Consider the following 16,742-nt stretch of genomic DNA (forward strand, 5'->3'; position numbering starts at 1 on the left):
TGGAAAAGATGGAAATTTAAGCACTCACTTTGAATTGCTTTAAATAAGTCAACATAATACTTGCAACTGATGGAATAGAGCTTTCTTGTAATTTAATCGTGAATAAGACCTTATATTAGTACCTAATACTAATAGTTGATGTTAGAATGAGGCGAGGACATCATAAAGGGGCGATTTAAATGAGTATTTCCAAAGCAAGAATTACAGCCATCGGATCATATGTACCTGAGAAGAGGTTGACGAATCACCGGTTAGAAGAATTAGTGGAAACAAACGATGAATGGATTGTCCAACGGACTGGAATAAAGGAACGCCGAATTGCTGCTGATAATGAATTTACCAGTGATATCAGCATCAAAGCAGTTGAAAATTTAAAAGAACGTTATGGAAAATCGCTTGATGACGTCGATATGATTATTGTCTGCACCATGACTCCTGATTTTAAGACGCCGAGTGTGTCTGCTCTCGTGCAGGCAAAGCTGGGGATAAGAAATACCGGCGCCATCGACTTGAATGCAGCTTGCTCCGGATTTGCATACGGACTTCACATGGCCAACGGTTTGATCACGGCTGGACTGAACAAAAAGATTTTAGTGATTGGTGCAGAGACCTTCTCTAAGATCCTCGACTACAGCGATCGTTCGACTTGTATCTTATTTGGAGATGGCGGCGGGGCCGTGCTTGTGGAATTTGATGAAGAAAAGGCGAGCTTTATCGCTTCCCATATGGGAACAAACGGGGAACTGGCCAACAATCTCTACTGTACGGATCTTTCCACGCAGATGTTTGGCAACGAATTGGCGGTAAATGGATTCGTGAATCAAAATGGACGCGAAGTCTACAAATGGGCAGTCAACACCGTTCCTAAAGGGATGAACGCCTTGATGGAAAAAGCACAATTTGAGACAGAGCAAGTGGATTGGTTCGTGCCGCATAGCGCCAATCTCCGCATCATCGAGTCCATCTGCAACAGAAATGGACTTCCGTTGGAACGGACCATTTACAGTCTGGAGTATTACGGCAACACTTCTGCAGCGTCTATTCCATTGTCCTTGGATAAAGGCATGCAGGAAGGGAAGATCAAGCCGGACGATAAATTGCTGCTATACGGGTTTGGTGGGGGTTTGACGCATGCTGGCATGCTGGTCAACTGGTCGATTTAAGTAGAGTGGAAGCACCGCTTAATTCGCTGAAGGGTTATAAGTTTTACGTCATCTTTGAATTCGAAGATGACGTTTTTATTTTTTTCAAATAGAGCAGAGGTGTCAGGCACCCAAACAATTTTAGGCAATAAATTTTCTCAATTAATGCGAATTTTAGTTATCTCGAAGCTGAGGCATATAAATTGTATTTGCCGTTCTGGAACCGTAGAATTGGGTTTAACACCAAAGTTCCGCTGAAGTATTCAATGGTAGATTTCAACAACTCGAGCGGATGGCCGAAACGATGCACAGTTTGAAAATCTACGGATTATGTTTGCTTATGGCTCTTTAGGGAAACAAAAGAGTAAACCGTAGGACTGATTTAATTCACTATCAATGATTGATAAATAAAGTAAAGAAGGTGCATAGATATGGGTACGAATAAAACGATTCTAAAAACAAGTGATTGGGTAAAAGGCAAATCCCGCCACGACGAGCTGATTATCGGTTTCATCGATTCCATGAATGTCCTTAAGGAAGCAGTAAACGTTACAGTGGTGGAAAGCGACAACGAAGAAATGATCGGCTTGACCATTCCGATGTCGGTGCACCAAGTAGAAATTATTCCAGAATCCGATACCAAAGATGCCGCGCAATTGGGCTTCCTGATCGATTTAGCATTGGCTACTGACGACAAAGAGTGGTTCCAGGAACTCTCTGCACAATTAAATGCCAAAAAAGAAACAGTGAATTAAGATAAACTCAATGACATCAATAGGAATAGCACCTACTCCTCAAGGGTTCAAAAACCTGCAATTGTGGATTTAGGTGTTATTTTTTATTTGTCTTTTACTAGAAAGGAAACTTCTATCAATGAAAGATATTAGCTTTGAAACTTTATTGTCTACTATTTGTCTAATCGTCTATCAGGGGGTGGATTGATGAAGAAATTATTACTATCGTTCATTTTTAGCATTCTATTTTTGGTCGGGTGTACATCAGAAAACATTAAAAAAGTGGATGTTCATGAAATGGAAAGCTTTTTAGTTACTAAAGAAGATTCATTGGTTACATATACAGATTCTGAAGCGATCCGAACAATTGTGAAAGCGTTCAAAAAAGCCAAAATAGAGCCAGGCATAGTCGATATGGCAGATCCAGAATATCAAGTCCATTTTGGAGAGAATTCCTATTATCTTTGGGTAGATGAAAGGCAAGGGACAATAATGGATCTCGATGACACACATACCATCTATAGTCTTTCAGAAAAGTCGTCAAAAGCGGTCTATAAAATAATAGAGGAAGCCCGATAAAACGATTAACGAGCTTACCTCATTATAGAAATTGTAACGGTGGGATTCGAACTTGTGCGGTTGATTAGCGTTATATTTTAGAGGTGATGGGTATGGTGAAAAAGGTATGGATTGTTTTTGGAAGTTTTGCAGTCCTCATTGCATTGGCGGCATATGGTGTCCACTGGGCATTCTTTGATATTCAACGCGTGCCCGAAGGTGAGTATCTGACGGAATCAGTATCGCCTGATGGCCGCTATACAGTGCGTGCGTATAAGACAAATGGCGGCGCTACAGTAGCCTATTCTATTAGAGGCGAATTGGTGTTTAACATTGAAGACAGCAAAACAAAGAACATATACTGGAATTACAAGGAAGACATAGCTGTGATAAATTGGATTGACGACGACACCGTGGACATTAATGGGCACCTCTTGGATGTTCCGGAAGAAAAGTTTGATTTTAGAAATGAATAATAGCATGCCTTTAGCAATTTATAAGGACTTGCAAAAGACTATCAGCTCCGATTTAAAATTGAGGACTTTTAAAATCCTTTTCATATTTCCTTTCACACTGAAAGCATTTTGTTATGCAAACAGAATGTTCCCTCGACTTATATTTGACCTGATCCGCCCGGCAATTTATAGTTGCTATATAAGGCAATAACTAGCAGATATCTTTAACACGCCTAATCAGCTATCTTAAGAAAATCAATTTATTGGAACGAAATAATATTTCTTAATACCAACTTAACAATAGCTTCACAAAACAACTCTATACTTATCGAGAGTCGTACATATCTACTGGAAATCATAATTATCATTCGAGGAGGAATTTACATGAAAAAAATATTTTTTGGATCAGTGACATTGTGCTTAGCTGCATTTTTAGCGGCATGCGGCAATGAGGAAGCTGGATCTTCAACCGAACCTGCAGAAGGCGGAGCGGGCGTCTCGGGTACTTTGGATTTCTATACCTCGCAGCCTGATGCGGATGCACAAGCATTAGTGGATGCTTTTAAAGAGCAGAATCCGGAAGTCGACATCAGCATTTTCCGTTCCGGTACTGAAGAAGTTGTATCGAAAATACAGGCAGAAAACCAGGGCGGCAATATCCAGGCAGATGTGCTGCTGGTTGCCGATTCCGTGACTTTCGAAAATTTTAAAGCAGAAGAGTTGCTGCTTGCTTATGAATCGCCTGAAGCGGAATCCATCGATGAAGCTTTTGTCGATCCGGATGGCATGTATGCAGGGACAAAAGTGATGGCGACCGGTTTGATCGTCAACACCAATGAAGTGACCGAACTTCCTGACAGCTGGAACGCGTTGACGGAGCCGGCAACGAAAGGGCAGGCAGTTATGCCGAGTCCACTATATTCAGGTGCAGCAGCCTATAACCTGGGCGTCATGACGCGACAGGACGGCCTGGGCTGGGAATATTACGAAGCGCTTCGTGCCAATGACATCACCATTACCCAAGGAAATGGAGCAGTATTGGAAAGCGTTGCCACTGGGGATCAGAATTACGGCATCATCGTAGATTATTTGGCGGCTCGCGCCAAAAATGAAGGATCTCCTGTAGAGTTGATTTACCCGTCAGAAGGCGTTCCGGTGATCACTGAGCCGGTGGGCATTATGGCAAACACGGAAAACGAAGAAGCGTCCAAAGCGTTTGTTGATTTCATCCTTTCAGAAGAAGGGCAAACTTTGGCGTCTGAACAAGGCTATACGCCTATCCGCGAAGGCATCGAAGCGCCTGAAGGCTTGAAGACATTGGATGAAATGACCATCCTGGATGCCGAAGCGGTTGAACTATTGGAAACGCGTGATGAAGACAAAGCGAAATTCGGAGAGATTTTCGGCCAGTAAACGACTGCGTGAATTTCGATGTGAGGAGTTACGGATATGACAGTGAAACAGCCAATGGTAGAAGAGAGAAAGAAGAGGGATTCCTCTTTTTCTCTCTTTTTTCAAAAAAAGAATTTGTATAAAATAATCGGCCTGTTGGCCATTTTCGTGTTTTTCCTATTGCCGGTGCTGCGGCTCGTCTGGCTGAGCTTTGTAGAAGACGGCTCAGTGACATGGCAATATTACACCGAAGTCTTAGGGGAGCCTGCAACCTGGAAAACGGTGCAGAACACGTTGATCATTGTAGCAGGCTCGACGGTTCTGGCTTTAGTGCTGGGGGTCTTGTTTTCCTGGATTGTAGCTTATGTCCAACTGAGTGGAAAAAGGGCGATGCAACTTTTTATCTTCCTGCCTTTCATCATCCCTTCCTATATTACGACTCTTGCCTGGACACAATTTTTCAGCGCATCGGGTCCAGTGAATGCAGTTCTGTCGTGGCTGCCGGGAAGTTTGGAAGCCCCAAACCTATACAGTATCGGGGGGATCATCCTGCTCCTTGGGATTTCTCATTATCCGCTGGTGTATTTGTTTACGGTCAATGTGTTCCGGAAAATTCCGCGTGAACTGGAAGAGGCAGCTGCGACTAGCGGCTTGTCGAAAAAACGGGCGTTCCGCAAAGTGGTGCTTCCGCTGGCGCTGCCCGGAATTGCCAGCGGCGGACTCATCGCCTTTTTATCGAATTTGGATAACTTCGGGATTCCGGCGTTTCTCGGGACACCCGCCAATATTCGCGTCTTGAGCACTTATATTTATGAACAAGTGGTCGGATTCGGGCCTTCGGCATTTTCACGCGCCGCTGTGTTGTCTGTCATTCTTGGCGTTATTGCATTGCTGGGGACTGTCTTGCAGTGGTTCTTGCTGCGCCGCAGCCGCGTCAATGAGACAAACAGAAGCGATTCCACGCCGCGCATTTATTTATCGGCCGGCAAGCAAAAGCTGTTGGAAGCATCCTTATGGATTTTCCTGCTGGTGACGAGTCTGATGCCGCTGATTACAATGGGCGCATTGTCGCTGATTTCCGCTTATGGGGTTCCGTTCAATCTGGAGAATTTGTCCTTGCGAAATTATGAATATGTCTTTTTGACCGATTCCAAACCTTTATCGGCATTGACCAACAGCCTGCAGTTGGCCTTTTTCACGATGCTGATTTGTTTGGTGCTTGGTACTGCGATGGCGTATCTGCGCTTCAAGTACCCGGACTGGAGCACGAAAGCGGCAGAGCTGTTCATGACCATTCCGTTTGCGCTGCCAGGTACAGTGTTTGCCCTGTGCATGATCTTCATGTGGCTGGAGCCGGTGCCAGGTTGGAATCCGGGCATCTACGGCACGGTGTGGATTTTGTTCATCGCTTACGTTGCTCGGTTTTTTGTGCTTCAAGTTAGAGGAAGCTATACGGCATTCCTGCAGATCGATCCATCGATGGAAGAAGCTGCACGGACTTCAGGAGCTGCCGGCTGGGTAAAATGGCGACGGATTTTATTGCCATTGCTGTTTCCTGGCATTCTCAGCGGGGCGCTGCTCGTATTTTTGATGGCGCTCACGGAGTTGACGGTATCCAGTCTATTGTGGTCTTCCGGCTCCGAAACGATCGGCGTCGTAATTTTCGGATATGAACAGGCCGGTTATTCGACATACTCAACCGCCTTTTCGACCGTACTGGTGCTCGGCATACTGATGGGTGGCGCACTGTTTATGTCGGTTGGCAAATTATGGGATAGAAAGGTGCTGAAAAAATAAATGATCAAAGTGGATAATGTATCTAAAAATTATGGTTCATTCACCGCCTTGCATTCGATCGATCTTGAAATTGGAGATGGTGAATTTATTGCGGTGCTCGGGCCCTCGGGTTGCGGAAAAACGACTTTATTGAAGTTATTGGCAGGTTTTATGGGACCAACAGAAGGGACCATTTCCATGGACGACACCTTATTGGCATCGGCTAAGCGCGTCCTGCCGCCCGAAAAACGCAACATCGGCATGGTATTCCAATCATTTGCTTTGTGGCCGCATATGACGGTCGCCGAGCACATCAAATTTCCGCTGAGCTACCACCCGAATAAAATCAAAGAAGGCAAAAAAGAGTTGCAGGAGCGCATCAATGAAGTACTGAAACTGGTCGGTCTGAATGCGATGGCTGACCGTTACCCCTCAGAACTGTCAGGTGGCCAGAAGCAGCGCGTGGCACTCGCGCGGGCCATAGCGCCTTTGCCGAATCTATTGCTGATGGATGAACCGTTGAGTGCGCTTGACGTCGAGCTGCGGATGGAAATGCGCAAGGAAATTCAAAAGTTGCATAGGGAGACAAAAGCATCCATCGTCTTTGTCACACATGATCAAGGAGAAGCTTTAGCCATCGCTGACAAAATCGTTGTCATGAACCAGGGGCGGATTGAACAGATTGCGCCACCTGAAATTCTTTACACACGTCCGGAAACGGAATTTGTGGCCACTTTTGTCGGCAAATGCAACCTGGTGAAAGGTCAGTGGCAGAATGCAGGATTTGTTCCGGCCATCGATTCGAAAAATGTTTGGCCAGACCTTGGAGTGGCGGAGAGCTTTAAGGGAAATGGCATTTATCCGGTGCGCCCGGAGCAGTTCCAACTGACGGCAGCAGAACAAGATGGGGTGCAGGGGATCGTTTCTTTTGTCCAGTACCAAGGGCACGAAATCCATTATACGGTGGAAGTCGGTGAAGAAACCTGGACCATTCACGAATCGGTATTTGCATCACGTTTTCAGCCAGGAGATTTTGTCGGCATTTCGTTAAAGAATGCCCCGGTCCAGCAAAAATCTTTATTTACGCGCTGACTTATTTTGGAGCTGAAGTAACCGCTGTCTGCAGTGCGAGAAATGTAGAATTGGTAAAGTCTTTGGGAGCAGATCGAGTTATCGACTGCAACATTCAAAATTTTACTGATTCAAGTGAAACATGCGGTATCATCTTCGATACGATAGGCAAATCAAAGTTTTCGCAATGTAGAAGCACTCTTAAAGAAAAAGGCATCTATCTTTCGTCAGCTGCACGAATGTCCGATTTTGCCCTAATGATTTCGACATCAGCCATGAACAATAAGAGGCTGATAGGCGGCCTAGCACCGATGAGAAAAAAAGATTTGCTCTTTCTGAAGAATTGATTGAAACTTGAAAGATTAAATCAATCATCGATTGAAGCTATCCTTTAGAAAGAATGGCAGAAGCTCATGCGTATGTAGAAAAAGGAAAGAAGAAGTGTGGTAATAACTTTTGAACGTTTTGAACCATTTTAGCCTTACTAGCTATTAATAGAAACCAAAGATCATGTATCGATTTAGAAGCTGAGGAAGCCCAATTCGTGTTTGAACACGATTGGCTTCCTCAGCTTTTTTGCACTGAACAATTAAAAGAAAAGCTATAATTAATTTTTTAAATAAAACTGAGTATTCAATCTTTTAATAAGAACAAACGTTTGGTATAATGAGACGTAGTTAAGGAATGCGATATTTTTAATCAGTAAAAAATCGGTAGTATAATTTTAGATATAAGTACACTCAACTATTACCTGCCATTTCACCTGACAGCCATCTGCCTCTATATTCCAATCAGTCTAACAAGAAATGTAAAGTAGTTTCTAGACTTATCTATTGTTGGTGAAGCCTGGAGATTATGATCATTGTTGATCTACCCATCAAATCATAGAAAAGGTGAGGAGTATGTGGGAAGGCGAAAACATTCTACAGAACAATGACTTGGCTATTGAGGCGGAGGGTTTGGTAAAAGTATTCGGGAAAGAGCGTGCAGTCGATGGCGTCGACCTGGCCATTCAGAAAGGAACAGTTTATGGTTTTTTAGGTCCGAATGGAGCAGGCAAAACGACGACTATCCGAATGTTGGCAACGCTCCTTCCTGCAGATGCAGGTAAAGCCCGTATTTTTGGCCATGACTTGGTTTCAGACAGTGCGGCGATCAGGCGCCGAATCAGTCTGACGGGCCAATACGCGTCGATTGACGAGGATTTGACGGGCGTTGAAAACCTGATGCTGATCGCTCGGCTGATGGGGTATACACGGGGGCAAGCTAGAAGCCGGGCAATGGAATTATTGGAAGCTTTCGGATTGGAACGTGCCGCAAAACGCCAGGTGAAAAAGTATTCAGGTGGTATGCGTCGTCGCATCGATATTGCAGCGAGCATCGTAGTGACGCCGGATCTGCTGTTTTTGGATGAACCGACTACAGGACTCGACCCACGCAGCCGCAATCAAGTCTGGGATATCATCCGCGCACTGGTTCGGGCTGGGACGACAGTTTTGCTGACGACGCAGTACCTAGAAGAAGCAGATCAATTGGCAGACCGGATCGGGGTTATCCACAACGGCAAAATTATTGCTGAAGGGACCAGCAATGAGCTGAAGGCATCGGTCGGAAGAGGGACATTAAATGTCCAGTTGGTTAATGCTGAAGACCAGTGGCGTGCACAGGCCATACTGGAAGAAAAGCTGGATGCTGCAGTTCATCTTGGAGCTGATTCCACGTCTTTGACGGCGCAGGCTGATGATTCTGCACGCGTCGCGGAAGCATTAGCTGAATTTGCCGAACAGCGTATCGATGTCAGTGATTTTTCTTTAGGACGCCCTAGCCTTGATGAAGTGTTTTTAACGTTGACAGGTAAGTCTGCAGATCAGCAACATGCTTCTGAGGAGGAGACCTTATGACTGTCCAACTTCAAACAAAAAATTCGATCGGCACAGATTCAAGCATAGACGAGCGTTTGCATCAAGCCATCGCTTCAGGCAAACGCCCAGAACCGCCGAATGCTTTCGCTTCGACAATGGCGTTTGCTTCGCGCGCCTTGCTGCGGATCAAGCACGTTCCTGAACAGATGTTTGACGTTACCGTTTTTCCGATTATTTTTCTGCTGATGTTTACGTATTTATTTGGTGGAGCCATTGCCGGATCGACCCGTGACTATTTGCAATTCCTTCTGCCCGGCATTTTGGTGATGACAGTTGCCCAAATTACAATGTATACGGGCATAGATTTGAATAACGATATACGAAAAGGGATCTTTGACCGGTTCCGGACCTTGCCGATTTGGCTGCCTTCTGCGTTGATCGGCGCCTTGTTGGTTGATGTCATCCGCTATTCGATGGCTTCTGTCATCATGATCCTTTTAGGGTTGATGCTCGGTTTTCGGCCGGAAGGCGGCCTGATGGGTGTGGCATTTGCCATTGGGCTGGTGCTGATTTTCTCTTTCAGTTTGTCATGGATTTGGACAACTTTCGGGTTGATTGTCCGTTCCGAAAAATCGTTGATGATGATTAGTTTTTTGGTGCTCATGCCGTTGACTTTTGTCAGTAATGTTTTTGTAGAGCCTGAAACCTTGCCGACTTGGCTACAGGGATTCGTAAACAGCAACCCGATTTCCATTTTAGCAACAGCGGTACGTGGATTCATGCATGGAACAGGAACTTGGCAGCAGGTGGCCGGTGTTCTGGTGGTGTCGGCTATCATGACAGCTATTTTTGCCCCGCTCACGATGTATCTATATCGAAATAAGAAATGACACGGAAGGAACATCTGATTATGGAATGCTTTTTCTCTGCCGGTATTGACAGAATAGTCTATACTAAAGGCTGATACGGAGATTTATAAAAGCCGATGAGGAGGAAAAGTAAATGAAAGTTGCAGTAATCGTAGGAAGCGTACGGAAAGATTCATTCAACCGGAAATTAGCGGAGTTTGTAAAAAAACGTTACAACAACAGATTTGACATGGAGATTCTGGATTTGAGTGTCCTGCCTTTGTACAGCCAAGACATTGAAAATAATGAACCGCAGGAAATTACTGATTTCAAGAAGTCGGTCAAAGAAGCGGATGCGGTTCTTTGGGTAACTCCGGAATACAACTCAACCATTCCTGGTGTCCTGGGAAATGCCATCGACTGGTTGTCGCGTGTCGATAAAGTGATGATAGGCAAGCCCTCCTGGATTATGGGCGCTTCTATGGGGAATTTAGGAACCGTTAAAGCGCAGATGCATTTACGCGATATTCTTTTTGCGCCAGGGCTGCAATCTCCAGTGTTGATCGGCAATGAAGTTTATGTGGGTGCGGTCCATAAGAAAATGGACGAAACAGGCACAATTACGGATGAAGCGACTGTGGCATTCCTGGATCAAGTGGCGGACAATTTTGAGCAATGGATGAAACGGTTTATTTAGTTTGTGGAAGGGAGCAATGGCCAGTGAAAATTGCCATCTTATCTGACGTTCACGAAGGGTTGAACCGCAAAAAAACAGGTGCTGATATTTGGGGGCTGCTGAAAGAATGGCTGGCTACACATAAGCCGGATGTATTTATTACAAGCGGCGACATCACGTCTGGCCCTGTTAAAAGTCTGGCGTTATTGAATCGGCTAAAAAACGAATTGCCGGAGATCCAGATTTTATATGTACATGGCAATCATGATTTGTATCACGAGGATGCTACCGCTGCCTATGAAACTTTGTTGAAATTTGCAGGGAATCTCGGCAATGGTCCGGTTCAATTGGATGAGGATTGGGTCGTGGTTGGCGATGGCGGTTGGTATGACTACTCCTTTGGAATCGATGAATTCACCAAAAAGCAGTTTTCAGCAGGACAATACAATAATTTCACCTGGCCAGATAAAATCCATGCGCATTGGCCAGAGGCTGATGGAGATGTCACTAGGAACTATTTATCAAAGCTCGAGAAGTGGTTGGCAGAACAGCAAGGAAAAAACATTATTCTAGTGTGCCATTTTGTGCCGTTTGCTCATTTTGTCCAAGTTAAAAATGCCCCTTCGTGGGATTTTTTCAATGCCATGATGGGAAGCAAAGGTTTTGGGGAGTTGGCTGAAAAATATGGTGTCAAGAAAGTGATTTTCGGACATATTCATACGCGGTATCATGAAGAATACAAAGGTATCGATTGCATCTGCAATCCCCTTGGCTACTATCCGCACGAATGGAAAAACGATTCTGCTGAGGAGGAAATCAATTCAGCGATAAATGTCATCGAAATCTGATGAAGTCTTTGTCCATGTTTACTCCGCTCTTCTCAAAGGAATAGGATAAGCAATACCTAATTGGAGAGGCGGATCAGATTAATGGATATCTACACAATCGGACATTCCAGCCATTCAAAAGAGTTTTTTGACGAGATGCTAAAATCTCGGTCTATTGAACTTTTAGCAGATGTTCGGGCATTCCCGGGAAGCCGCAAGTGGCCACAATTCTCAAAAGACGAATTTCCAGTCTGGCTTGAAGCAGAAGGAGTCGCATACGAACACTTCCCGAAGCTCGGCGGCAGGCGACGGAAGTCGAAAGACATGGAAGAAGACCGGAATGCAGGCTGGCGCAACCAGTCTTTTCATAACTATGCGGATTATACACTGACAGAAGAATTTCAAGAGGGCATAAAAGAATTACTGGAGAAAGCAGCTGTCAAACGGACGGCTTATTGTTGTTCGGAGCGCCATCCTGCGCGTTGCCACCGTCTGCTGATCAGCAATTATCTGACCGCAAACGGCCATCGTGTCTTGCACATCATCGATGGAAAAAAAGGAGCGGTCGATATTGTTGAGCATGAAGTGGGCATGTGGGGAGCCAAAGCTGTGGTGGATACCAAAGGTTTAGTAACTTATCCAAAAGAGGAATAAACCACAACCAAAAAACCTGCAGACCTTGTGAAGGATCTGCAGGTTTTCTTCTGTCCTGATGATGGTCTTGGGCGTTTTAGAATCTTTTGCTCGTCAGACGGCCAAGTAAAAAGGCTCCAGCAACCACCCCGATTGCAGCATTGGTCTTTTTGGTGAATACCTGCTTCACGACCAGGTTTAAATTCTGTGGGCGCTCTGCCAGTCTTCGCATAAAGTAGCCATACCAGTCTGTACCGAAAGGAATGTACGTGCAGAAATTGTAGCCTTGTTCCGCCAGCTCCAGCTGCATTTCCTTGCGGAAACCATAAAGCATCTGGAATTCGAATTTTTCTTTCGGAATGCTATGGTCAATCACGAATTGTTTTACGTGGTTGATGACATTGTGGTCATGTGTCGCAATGGAAGTGAATTTGCCGTTCAATAGATGATACTCGATCAACTCAATAAAATTGGCATCAATTTCTTCTTTGGTTTGATAGGCAACTGCTTCTGGTTCTTTGTAAGCGCCTTTGACAATGCGCAGGCGGTACTTGCTGTATTTTTGAATGTCTTCCTCGGCTCTGAAGAAATAGGATTGAATAACAGTCCCGATATTGTCATAGTCCTTCGATAATTCTTCCAACAAGTCGAACGATGGCTGCAGGCGCGCATAATTTTCCATATCAAAATTAATGAAAATGTCAAAAGCGGACGCTTTTTCGACGATTTCCTTGATATTTTCAAGACAGAAATCGTAATCGATGTCCAACCCAAGCTGTGAAGGTTTTAAGGAAATATGGGCATCCACTTGATGTGCATGGATAGCATCCACGACACCCAAGATTTGTTTTTTTGCGTGTAAAGCTTCTGCTTTGTCGTGGACAAATTCACCCAGATTATCGATGGTGCAGCTGATTCCTTGTGCATTCAGTTCTTTGATGCTGCCCATTGCTTCTTCGATATTGGTTCCAGCGACAACACTATGTGCCCCCAGCTTAAATCCGTAATTTTGTGCGGCTTTATTTAAAAGTTGGTTTTCTGAAAGATGCATAAAGAAATTTTTAACGATCATTTTTATTGCCCCAATCTTCTCTGTATTTTTTACGGAACAAATTAGTGGAGGGAAATCTAAATTATGTTTTAAAAAACATCTAGACGCAAAATAATTTTGCGTTAATAACTATCCCTATCTATAATAATGCAAAATTATGATGCATTTTGCAATCTTTATTTTTTCTATTTTGATATTTATTGAAGTTTTCAGTCAATAAAGAGACAAATAGTGAAAATTTCAGTGTGCACTTTCAGAAGTTATGGACTTTGTTAAACTGGAATCAGAAGAAAAATCAATAATTAAAGGAGGGGGCGAATGGAAACTGACTATCTCTTTGAAACTCAGCGGCTTGGTTTCAGAAGTTGGAAAACGCAGGATCGGGAACCGTTTGCAGCTATGGCGGCAGATCAAGAAGTGATGCGCTATTTTCCAAAAACCCTGATGAAAGATGAAGCGGACCTTTTAATTGACCGCTTTAACGCACATTTTGAGGATAAAGGGTATACCATGTGGGCCGTGGAACGCAAAGAAGACAGGGCGTTCATTGGATTTATTGGTCTGTTGGAAATCACCATGCCCATCGAAGGACAAGGGGCAGCGGAAATTGGCTGGCGTTTGGACAAGCGCTATTGGAAACAAGGCTATGCGCTTGAAGGGGCGAAAGGCTGTCTAGCGTATGCATTCGGTCCTTTGGATATGGCAGAGGTCTATTCCTTTACTTCAACGACCAATCTCCCTTCGGAAACTGTTATGAAAAGGATCGGTATGAAAAAAGTAGGCGAATTTGAACATCCGAAACTGGATTCCAGCAGTCCGCTGAAGAAACATGTGCTATATAAAATCCATAGGCTGGATGCCGTAAAAGAATATGAAGAATGATGAGGTGCAACATGAAAAAGCATGTGTTGGAGAATTTCAATGAATTGGCAGGCATCTATGAGAAAATGGGAGATGCGAATAATCTTTATAATACGCAATACGAACGGCCAGCGATGATGCAGCACATTCCTTTCACTATGGAGGGGATGAGAGGACTCGATGCGGGCTGTTCGGCAGGCTGGTATTCCAAACAATTGGCCGATCGAGGGGCACAAGTGACAGCCGTAGACTTGAGTCCCGAAATGGTCAATGCTACACAAAAGCTGCTTGGCGAAAAAGTGGAAGCCCTGTGCTTGGATTTGGAAGAACCTTTGCCTTTTGACGACCATCGTTTCGATTTTATTGTAAGTTCCTTGACCTTGCATTACTTGAAGGATTGGCAAGGGGTTTTTTCGGAGTTCAGCCGCGTACTGAAGCCAGGAGGGAGTTTTCTGCTGTCGATCCATCATCCTTTGACGGATCTGCAGCTGTTGGACGATGCTCATTATTTTTCGACTGAATTGATTGTCGACCAATGGAATAAGGCAGGAAAAATTTACAATATGCCATTTTATCGCCGGCCGTTAAGTGAAATCCTTAATACACTGCTAAGCTTTTTTTCAATCGAGCAAGTGATAGAACCAATACCGACAGCACAATTTAAGGAACTCGCACCTGAACAATATGAACGATTGTTGAAGAGCCCAAATTTCCTGATTTTGAAAGTCCGAAAAAAATAAAAAAACAAAACAATCCCCCCACTCGGTACAACCAAGTGGGGGGATTTCATGTTCTATTCGTCTTTATTGCACATGCAGCGTTCACATTCGTAGATGATGGACTGGTGCTGCTCCTTGATTTCGCATCCGCACTCGCGGCATTCTTTCATTGAACGTGTCTCATATGTTTTGGTCGTTTTCATAATGATCTCCTCCAATAGGTTAATTTGGTTTGAATGCCGTGGCGTTGTGGTGGATGCTATTCAATAGATAAGGGTTGCTTACTTAGCAGTTGTGAATTGAGCGGTTTCAGTCGAGCCTTTCATAGCAGTTGTCGAGCTTGTACCGCCCGAAACGATCTGTGAAATCTCATCGAAGTAGCTTGTACCAACTTCACGCTGGTGGCGTGTCGCTGTGTAGCCTTTCGATTCGTTGGCGAATTCAGCTTGCTGCAGCTTCGAGTATGCCGCCATGCCGTTGTCTTTGTAATCGTGAGCAAGTTCGAACATGCTGTGGTTCAATGAGTGGAAGCCAGCCAATGTAACGAACTGGAACTTGTAACCCATCTTGCCAAGTTCAACCTGGTATTTCGCGATTGTTTCTTCATCAAGCTTCGCTTTCCAGTTGAATGAAGGTGAACAGTTATAGGCAAGCAATTTGCCAGGGAATTCAGCATGGATGGCATCAGCAAATTGTTGAGCTTCTTCCAGGTTCGGGTGGGACGTTTCACACCACACAAGATCCGCATAAGGTGCATATGCCAGGCCGCGTGCGATAGCTTGGCCAATTCCTGCGTTCGTACGGTAGAAGCCTTCAGGTGTGCGTTCGCCTGTGATGAAAGCATGGTCGCGTGGATCGATGTCGCTTGTGATCAAATCAGCTGCATCTGCATCCGTACGGGCGATGATGAGGGTCGGTACGCCGAGTACATCAGCTGCCAATCGGGCTGCAGTCAGGTTTCTTACTGCATTTTGAGTTGGAAGCAATACTTTGCCTCCCAAATGTCCGCATTTTTTCTCGGAAGCCAATTGATCTTCAAAGTGGACGCCTGCAGCTCCTGCTTCGATCATCGCTTTCATCAATTCGTAGACATTCAGCGGTCCGCCAAAGCCGGCCTCTGCATCTGCTACGATTGGTGCGAACCAGTCAAAGCCTTCTGTGCCTTCAACGCCATCGATTTGATCTGCACGTTGAAGCGCCTGGTTAATTTTCTTCACTACATCAGGTACTGAATTGACCGGGTACAAACTTTGGTCAGGGTACATCTGGCCTGCAGAGTTTGCATCCGCAGCTACTTGCCAGCCGCTCAGGTAAATTGCTTTTAATCCTGCTTTAACTTGTTGAACTGCCTGGTTGCCAGTTAATGCGCCGAGTGCATTCACAAAATCTTCTTCGTGAATCGAGCGGAACAAGCGTTCAGCACCTTTTCTCGCCAATGTATGTTCAATCTGGATAGAACCGCGAAGCTTTACGACTTCCTCAGCTGTGTACATACGTTCAATGCCGTTCCAGCGTTCGTCTTGTTCCCAGCTCTTATTCAGTTCCTCGATTTGTTGTTGTTTGTTTGCGACCATGTCATCCATCCCTTTCTGATTTGAGAATCAACAATATGTGTTAGTACAGTTTGTTTTCTTGTTAATTAATATATAACAGAAAGAGATGGTTGTCTTCAAAATTGGACAAAAGCGATTATTTACCGATAAGGGACGACTATTCGCGATAAAGAAGAGAGAGTATTCTGATATCCTGTTTCAATACAGTTTTAGGAGAAGTATGAGGAAAGGGGAAGGTGAGGACGATGGAAGCGAATAGGAGGATGCAGACTGGCGATGGATGCAAAAAGTACTGTTGAAGAAGCAGTGATTTTGGACAAACCGTTTAGAAAAACATACCGTCTCTACATAATAACCATTCAATCATGCAATCTTTGAATTTGATTCCTTTTAATATATAGAAGGAACAGAAAAAATTTAAGAGGAAAACTGTGCTTAAAACCTTGCCACAGCTAATTTGAAAAGAGGGACCCAAGGCACTCTCAAAGCAGTTTCTTCTATATAATAGAAGCTCTTATAGAATGACGATAAAAATTGACAAGTGCACACACGTTCAGAAGGCATACAGAAAAAGGAAAGGATGA

17 protein-coding genes are annotated in these 16,742 nt (G+C 44.5%); 14 read left to right on the forward strand and 3 right to left on the reverse strand.

Annotation, left to right across the window (positions count from 1 at the left end; all coding sequences use genetic code 11):
* Positions 1-179: 179 nt before the first annotated feature.
* From QMA01_RS04345 to QMA01_RS04400, 12 genes are all read left to right on the forward strand, one after another.
* A complete protein-coding gene (locus tag QMA01_RS04345; RefSeq protein WP_290214380.1) occupies positions 180-1,163 on the forward strand; it encodes a ketoacyl-ACP synthase III in 984 nt (327 codons plus the stop codon).
* A 410-nt stretch (positions 1,164-1,573) separates the two neighbouring features.
* Entirely contained in the window at positions 1,574-1,897 is a 324-nt protein-coding gene (locus QMA01_RS04350) for an IDEAL domain-containing protein (protein WP_191714428.1), read from the forward strand.
* 186 nt (positions 1,898-2,083) lie between these two features.
* Positions 2,084-2,455: a YhfM domain-containing protein gene (locus QMA01_RS04355; RefSeq protein ID WP_290214381.1), complete on the forward strand. Its 372-nt coding sequence runs from the start codon at positions 2,084-2,086 to the stop codon at positions 2,453-2,455.
* Between the two features lie 92 nt (positions 2,456-2,547).
* On the forward strand, positions 2,548-2,910 hold the full coding sequence (locus tag QMA01_RS04360) for a DUF5412 domain-containing protein (protein WP_290214382.1): 363 nt from the start codon (positions 2,548-2,550) through the stop codon (positions 2,908-2,910).
* Positions 2,911-3,273: 363 nt separating this feature from the next.
* Positions 3,274-4,302 (forward strand): ABC transporter substrate-binding protein, encoded by a 1,029-nt coding sequence (locus QMA01_RS04365; RefSeq protein ID WP_203339648.1) that lies wholly within the window; start codon positions 3,274-3,276, stop codon positions 4,300-4,302.
* A 36-nt stretch (positions 4,303-4,338) separates the two neighbouring features.
* Positions 4,339-6,078 carry an ABC transporter permease gene (locus tag QMA01_RS04370; RefSeq protein ID WP_191714432.1) on the forward strand — a complete coding sequence of 580 codons (1,740 nt, stop codon included), beginning with the start codon at positions 4,339-4,341 and terminating at the stop codon, positions 6,076-6,078.
* Positions 6,079-7,149 carry an ABC transporter ATP-binding protein gene (locus QMA01_RS04375; RefSeq protein ID WP_290214383.1) on the forward strand — a complete coding sequence of 357 codons (1,071 nt, stop codon included), beginning with the start codon at positions 6,079-6,081 and terminating at the stop codon, positions 7,147-7,149. It begins immediately after the preceding gene.
* Between the two features lie 881 nt (positions 7,150-8,030).
* Positions 8,031-9,029 carry an ATP-binding cassette domain-containing protein gene (locus tag QMA01_RS04380; RefSeq protein WP_203339649.1) on the forward strand — a complete coding sequence of 333 codons (999 nt, stop codon included), beginning with the start codon at positions 8,031-8,033 and terminating at the stop codon, positions 9,027-9,029.
* The gene (locus tag QMA01_RS04385) at positions 9,026-9,880 is read left to right on the forward strand and encodes an ABC transporter permease (RefSeq protein WP_191714435.1); all 855 of its coding nucleotides are present in this window, start codon (positions 9,026-9,028) and stop codon (positions 9,878-9,880) included. The genes QMA01_RS04380 and QMA01_RS04385 overlap by 4 nt, the downstream gene beginning before the upstream one ends.
* Before the next feature lie 112 nt (positions 9,881-9,992).
* On the forward strand, positions 9,993-10,535 hold the full coding sequence (locus QMA01_RS04390; RefSeq protein ID WP_290185826.1) for an NADPH-dependent FMN reductase: 543 nt from the start codon (positions 9,993-9,995) through the stop codon (positions 10,533-10,535).
* 23 nt (positions 10,536-10,558) lie between these two features.
* Positions 10,559-11,362, forward strand: a complete 804-nt coding sequence (locus tag QMA01_RS04395) for a metallophosphoesterase (RefSeq protein ID WP_290214384.1) — start codon at positions 10,559-10,561, stop codon at positions 11,360-11,362.
* 81 nt (positions 11,363-11,443) lie between these two features.
* The gene (locus QMA01_RS04400) at positions 11,444-11,995 is read left to right on the forward strand and encodes a DUF488 domain-containing protein (RefSeq protein ID WP_290214385.1); all 552 of its coding nucleotides are present in this window, start codon (positions 11,444-11,446) and stop codon (positions 11,993-11,995) included.
* 76 nt (positions 11,996-12,071) lie between these two features.
* On the opposite strand, the gene QMA01_RS04405 is transcribed toward QMA01_RS04400, so the two are convergent.
* Positions 12,072-13,046 carry a proline dehydrogenase family protein gene (locus QMA01_RS04405; protein WP_290185821.1) on the reverse strand — a complete coding sequence of 325 codons (975 nt, stop codon included), beginning with the start codon at positions 13,044-13,046 and terminating at the stop codon, positions 12,072-12,074.
* Positions 13,047-13,343: 297 nt separating this feature from the next.
* Here QMA01_RS04405 and QMA01_RS04410 point away from each other — a divergent pair, with 297 nt between their 5' ends.
* Positions 13,344-13,907 carry a GNAT family N-acetyltransferase gene (locus QMA01_RS04410; RefSeq protein ID WP_191714440.1) on the forward strand — a complete coding sequence of 188 codons (564 nt, stop codon included), beginning with the start codon at positions 13,344-13,346 and terminating at the stop codon, positions 13,905-13,907.
* A gap of 11 nt (positions 13,908-13,918) precedes the next feature.
* The gene (locus QMA01_RS04415; protein ID WP_290214386.1) at positions 13,919-14,626 is read left to right on the forward strand and encodes a class I SAM-dependent methyltransferase; all 708 of its coding nucleotides are present in this window, start codon (positions 13,919-13,921) and stop codon (positions 14,624-14,626) included.
* A gap of 53 nt (positions 14,627-14,679) precedes the next feature.
* On the opposite strand, the gene yhfH is transcribed toward QMA01_RS04415, so the two are convergent.
* Together yhfH and aceA are read right to left on the reverse strand one after the other, a co-directional pair.
* The gene (gene yhfH / locus QMA01_RS04420; RefSeq protein ID WP_191714442.1) at positions 14,680-14,808 is read right to left on the reverse strand and encodes a protein YhfH; all 129 of its coding nucleotides are present in this window, start codon (positions 14,806-14,808) and stop codon (positions 14,680-14,682) included.
* A 78-nt stretch (positions 14,809-14,886) separates the two neighbouring features.
* Entirely contained in the window at positions 14,887-16,179 is a 1,293-nt protein-coding gene (aceA, locus tag QMA01_RS04425; RefSeq protein WP_290214387.1) for an isocitrate lyase, read from the reverse strand.
* Positions 16,180-16,742: the final 563 nt, after the last annotated feature.

Origin of the sequence: Planococcus notacanthi, assembly GCF_030407825.1 — a bacterium.
Classification (GTDB): Bacteria; Bacillota; Bacilli; order Bacillales_A; family Planococcaceae; genus Planococcus; species Planococcus notacanthi.

Coding starts and splice junctions, on each gene's coding strand:
- QMA01_RS04390 (WP_290185826.1), top strand. CDS start 9,993: ATGAAAGTTGCAGTAATCGTAGGAAGCGTACGGAAAGATTCATTCAAC.
- QMA01_RS04355 (WP_290214381.1), top strand. CDS start 2,084: ATGAAGAAATTATTACTATCGTTCATTTTTAGCATTCTATTTTTGGTC.
- QMA01_RS04350 (WP_191714428.1), top strand. CDS start 1,574: ATGGGTACGAATAAAACGATTCTAAAAACAAGTGATTGGGTAAAAGGC.
- QMA01_RS04385 (WP_191714435.1), top strand. CDS start 9,026: ATGACTGTCCAACTTCAAACAAAAAATTCGATCGGCACAGATTCAAGC.
- QMA01_RS04365 (WP_203339648.1), top strand. CDS start 3,274: ATGAAAAAAATATTTTTTGGATCAGTGACATTGTGCTTAGCTGCATTT.
- yhfH (WP_191714442.1), bottom strand. CDS start 14,808: ATGAAAACGACCAAAACATATGAGACACGTTCAATGAAAGAATGCCGC.
- QMA01_RS04415 (WP_290214386.1), top strand. CDS start 13,919: ATGAAAAAGCATGTGTTGGAGAATTTCAATGAATTGGCAGGCATCTAT.
- QMA01_RS04410 (WP_191714440.1), top strand. CDS start 13,344: ATGGAAACTGACTATCTCTTTGAAACTCAGCGGCTTGGTTTCAGAAGT.
- QMA01_RS04400 (WP_290214385.1), top strand. CDS start 11,444: ATGGATATCTACACAATCGGACATTCCAGCCATTCAAAAGAGTTTTTT.
- QMA01_RS04345 (WP_290214380.1), top strand. CDS start 180: ATGAGTATTTCCAAAGCAAGAATTACAGCCATCGGATCATATGTACCT.
- QMA01_RS04360 (WP_290214382.1), top strand. CDS start 2,548: ATGGTGAAAAAGGTATGGATTGTTTTTGGAAGTTTTGCAGTCCTCATT.
- aceA (WP_290214387.1), bottom strand. CDS start 16,179: ATGGTCGCAAACAAACAACAACAAATCGAGGAACTGAATAAGAGCTGG.
- QMA01_RS04405 (WP_290185821.1), bottom strand. CDS start 13,046: ATGATCGTTAAAAATTTCTTTATGCATCTTTCAGAAAACCAACTTTTA.
- QMA01_RS04370 (WP_191714432.1), top strand. CDS start 4,339: ATGACAGTGAAACAGCCAATGGTAGAAGAGAGAAAGAAGAGGGATTCC.
- QMA01_RS04380 (WP_203339649.1), top strand. CDS start 8,031: ATGTGGGAAGGCGAAAACATTCTACAGAACAATGACTTGGCTATTGAG.
- QMA01_RS04375 (WP_290214383.1), top strand. CDS start 6,079: ATGATCAAAGTGGATAATGTATCTAAAAATTATGGTTCATTCACCGCC.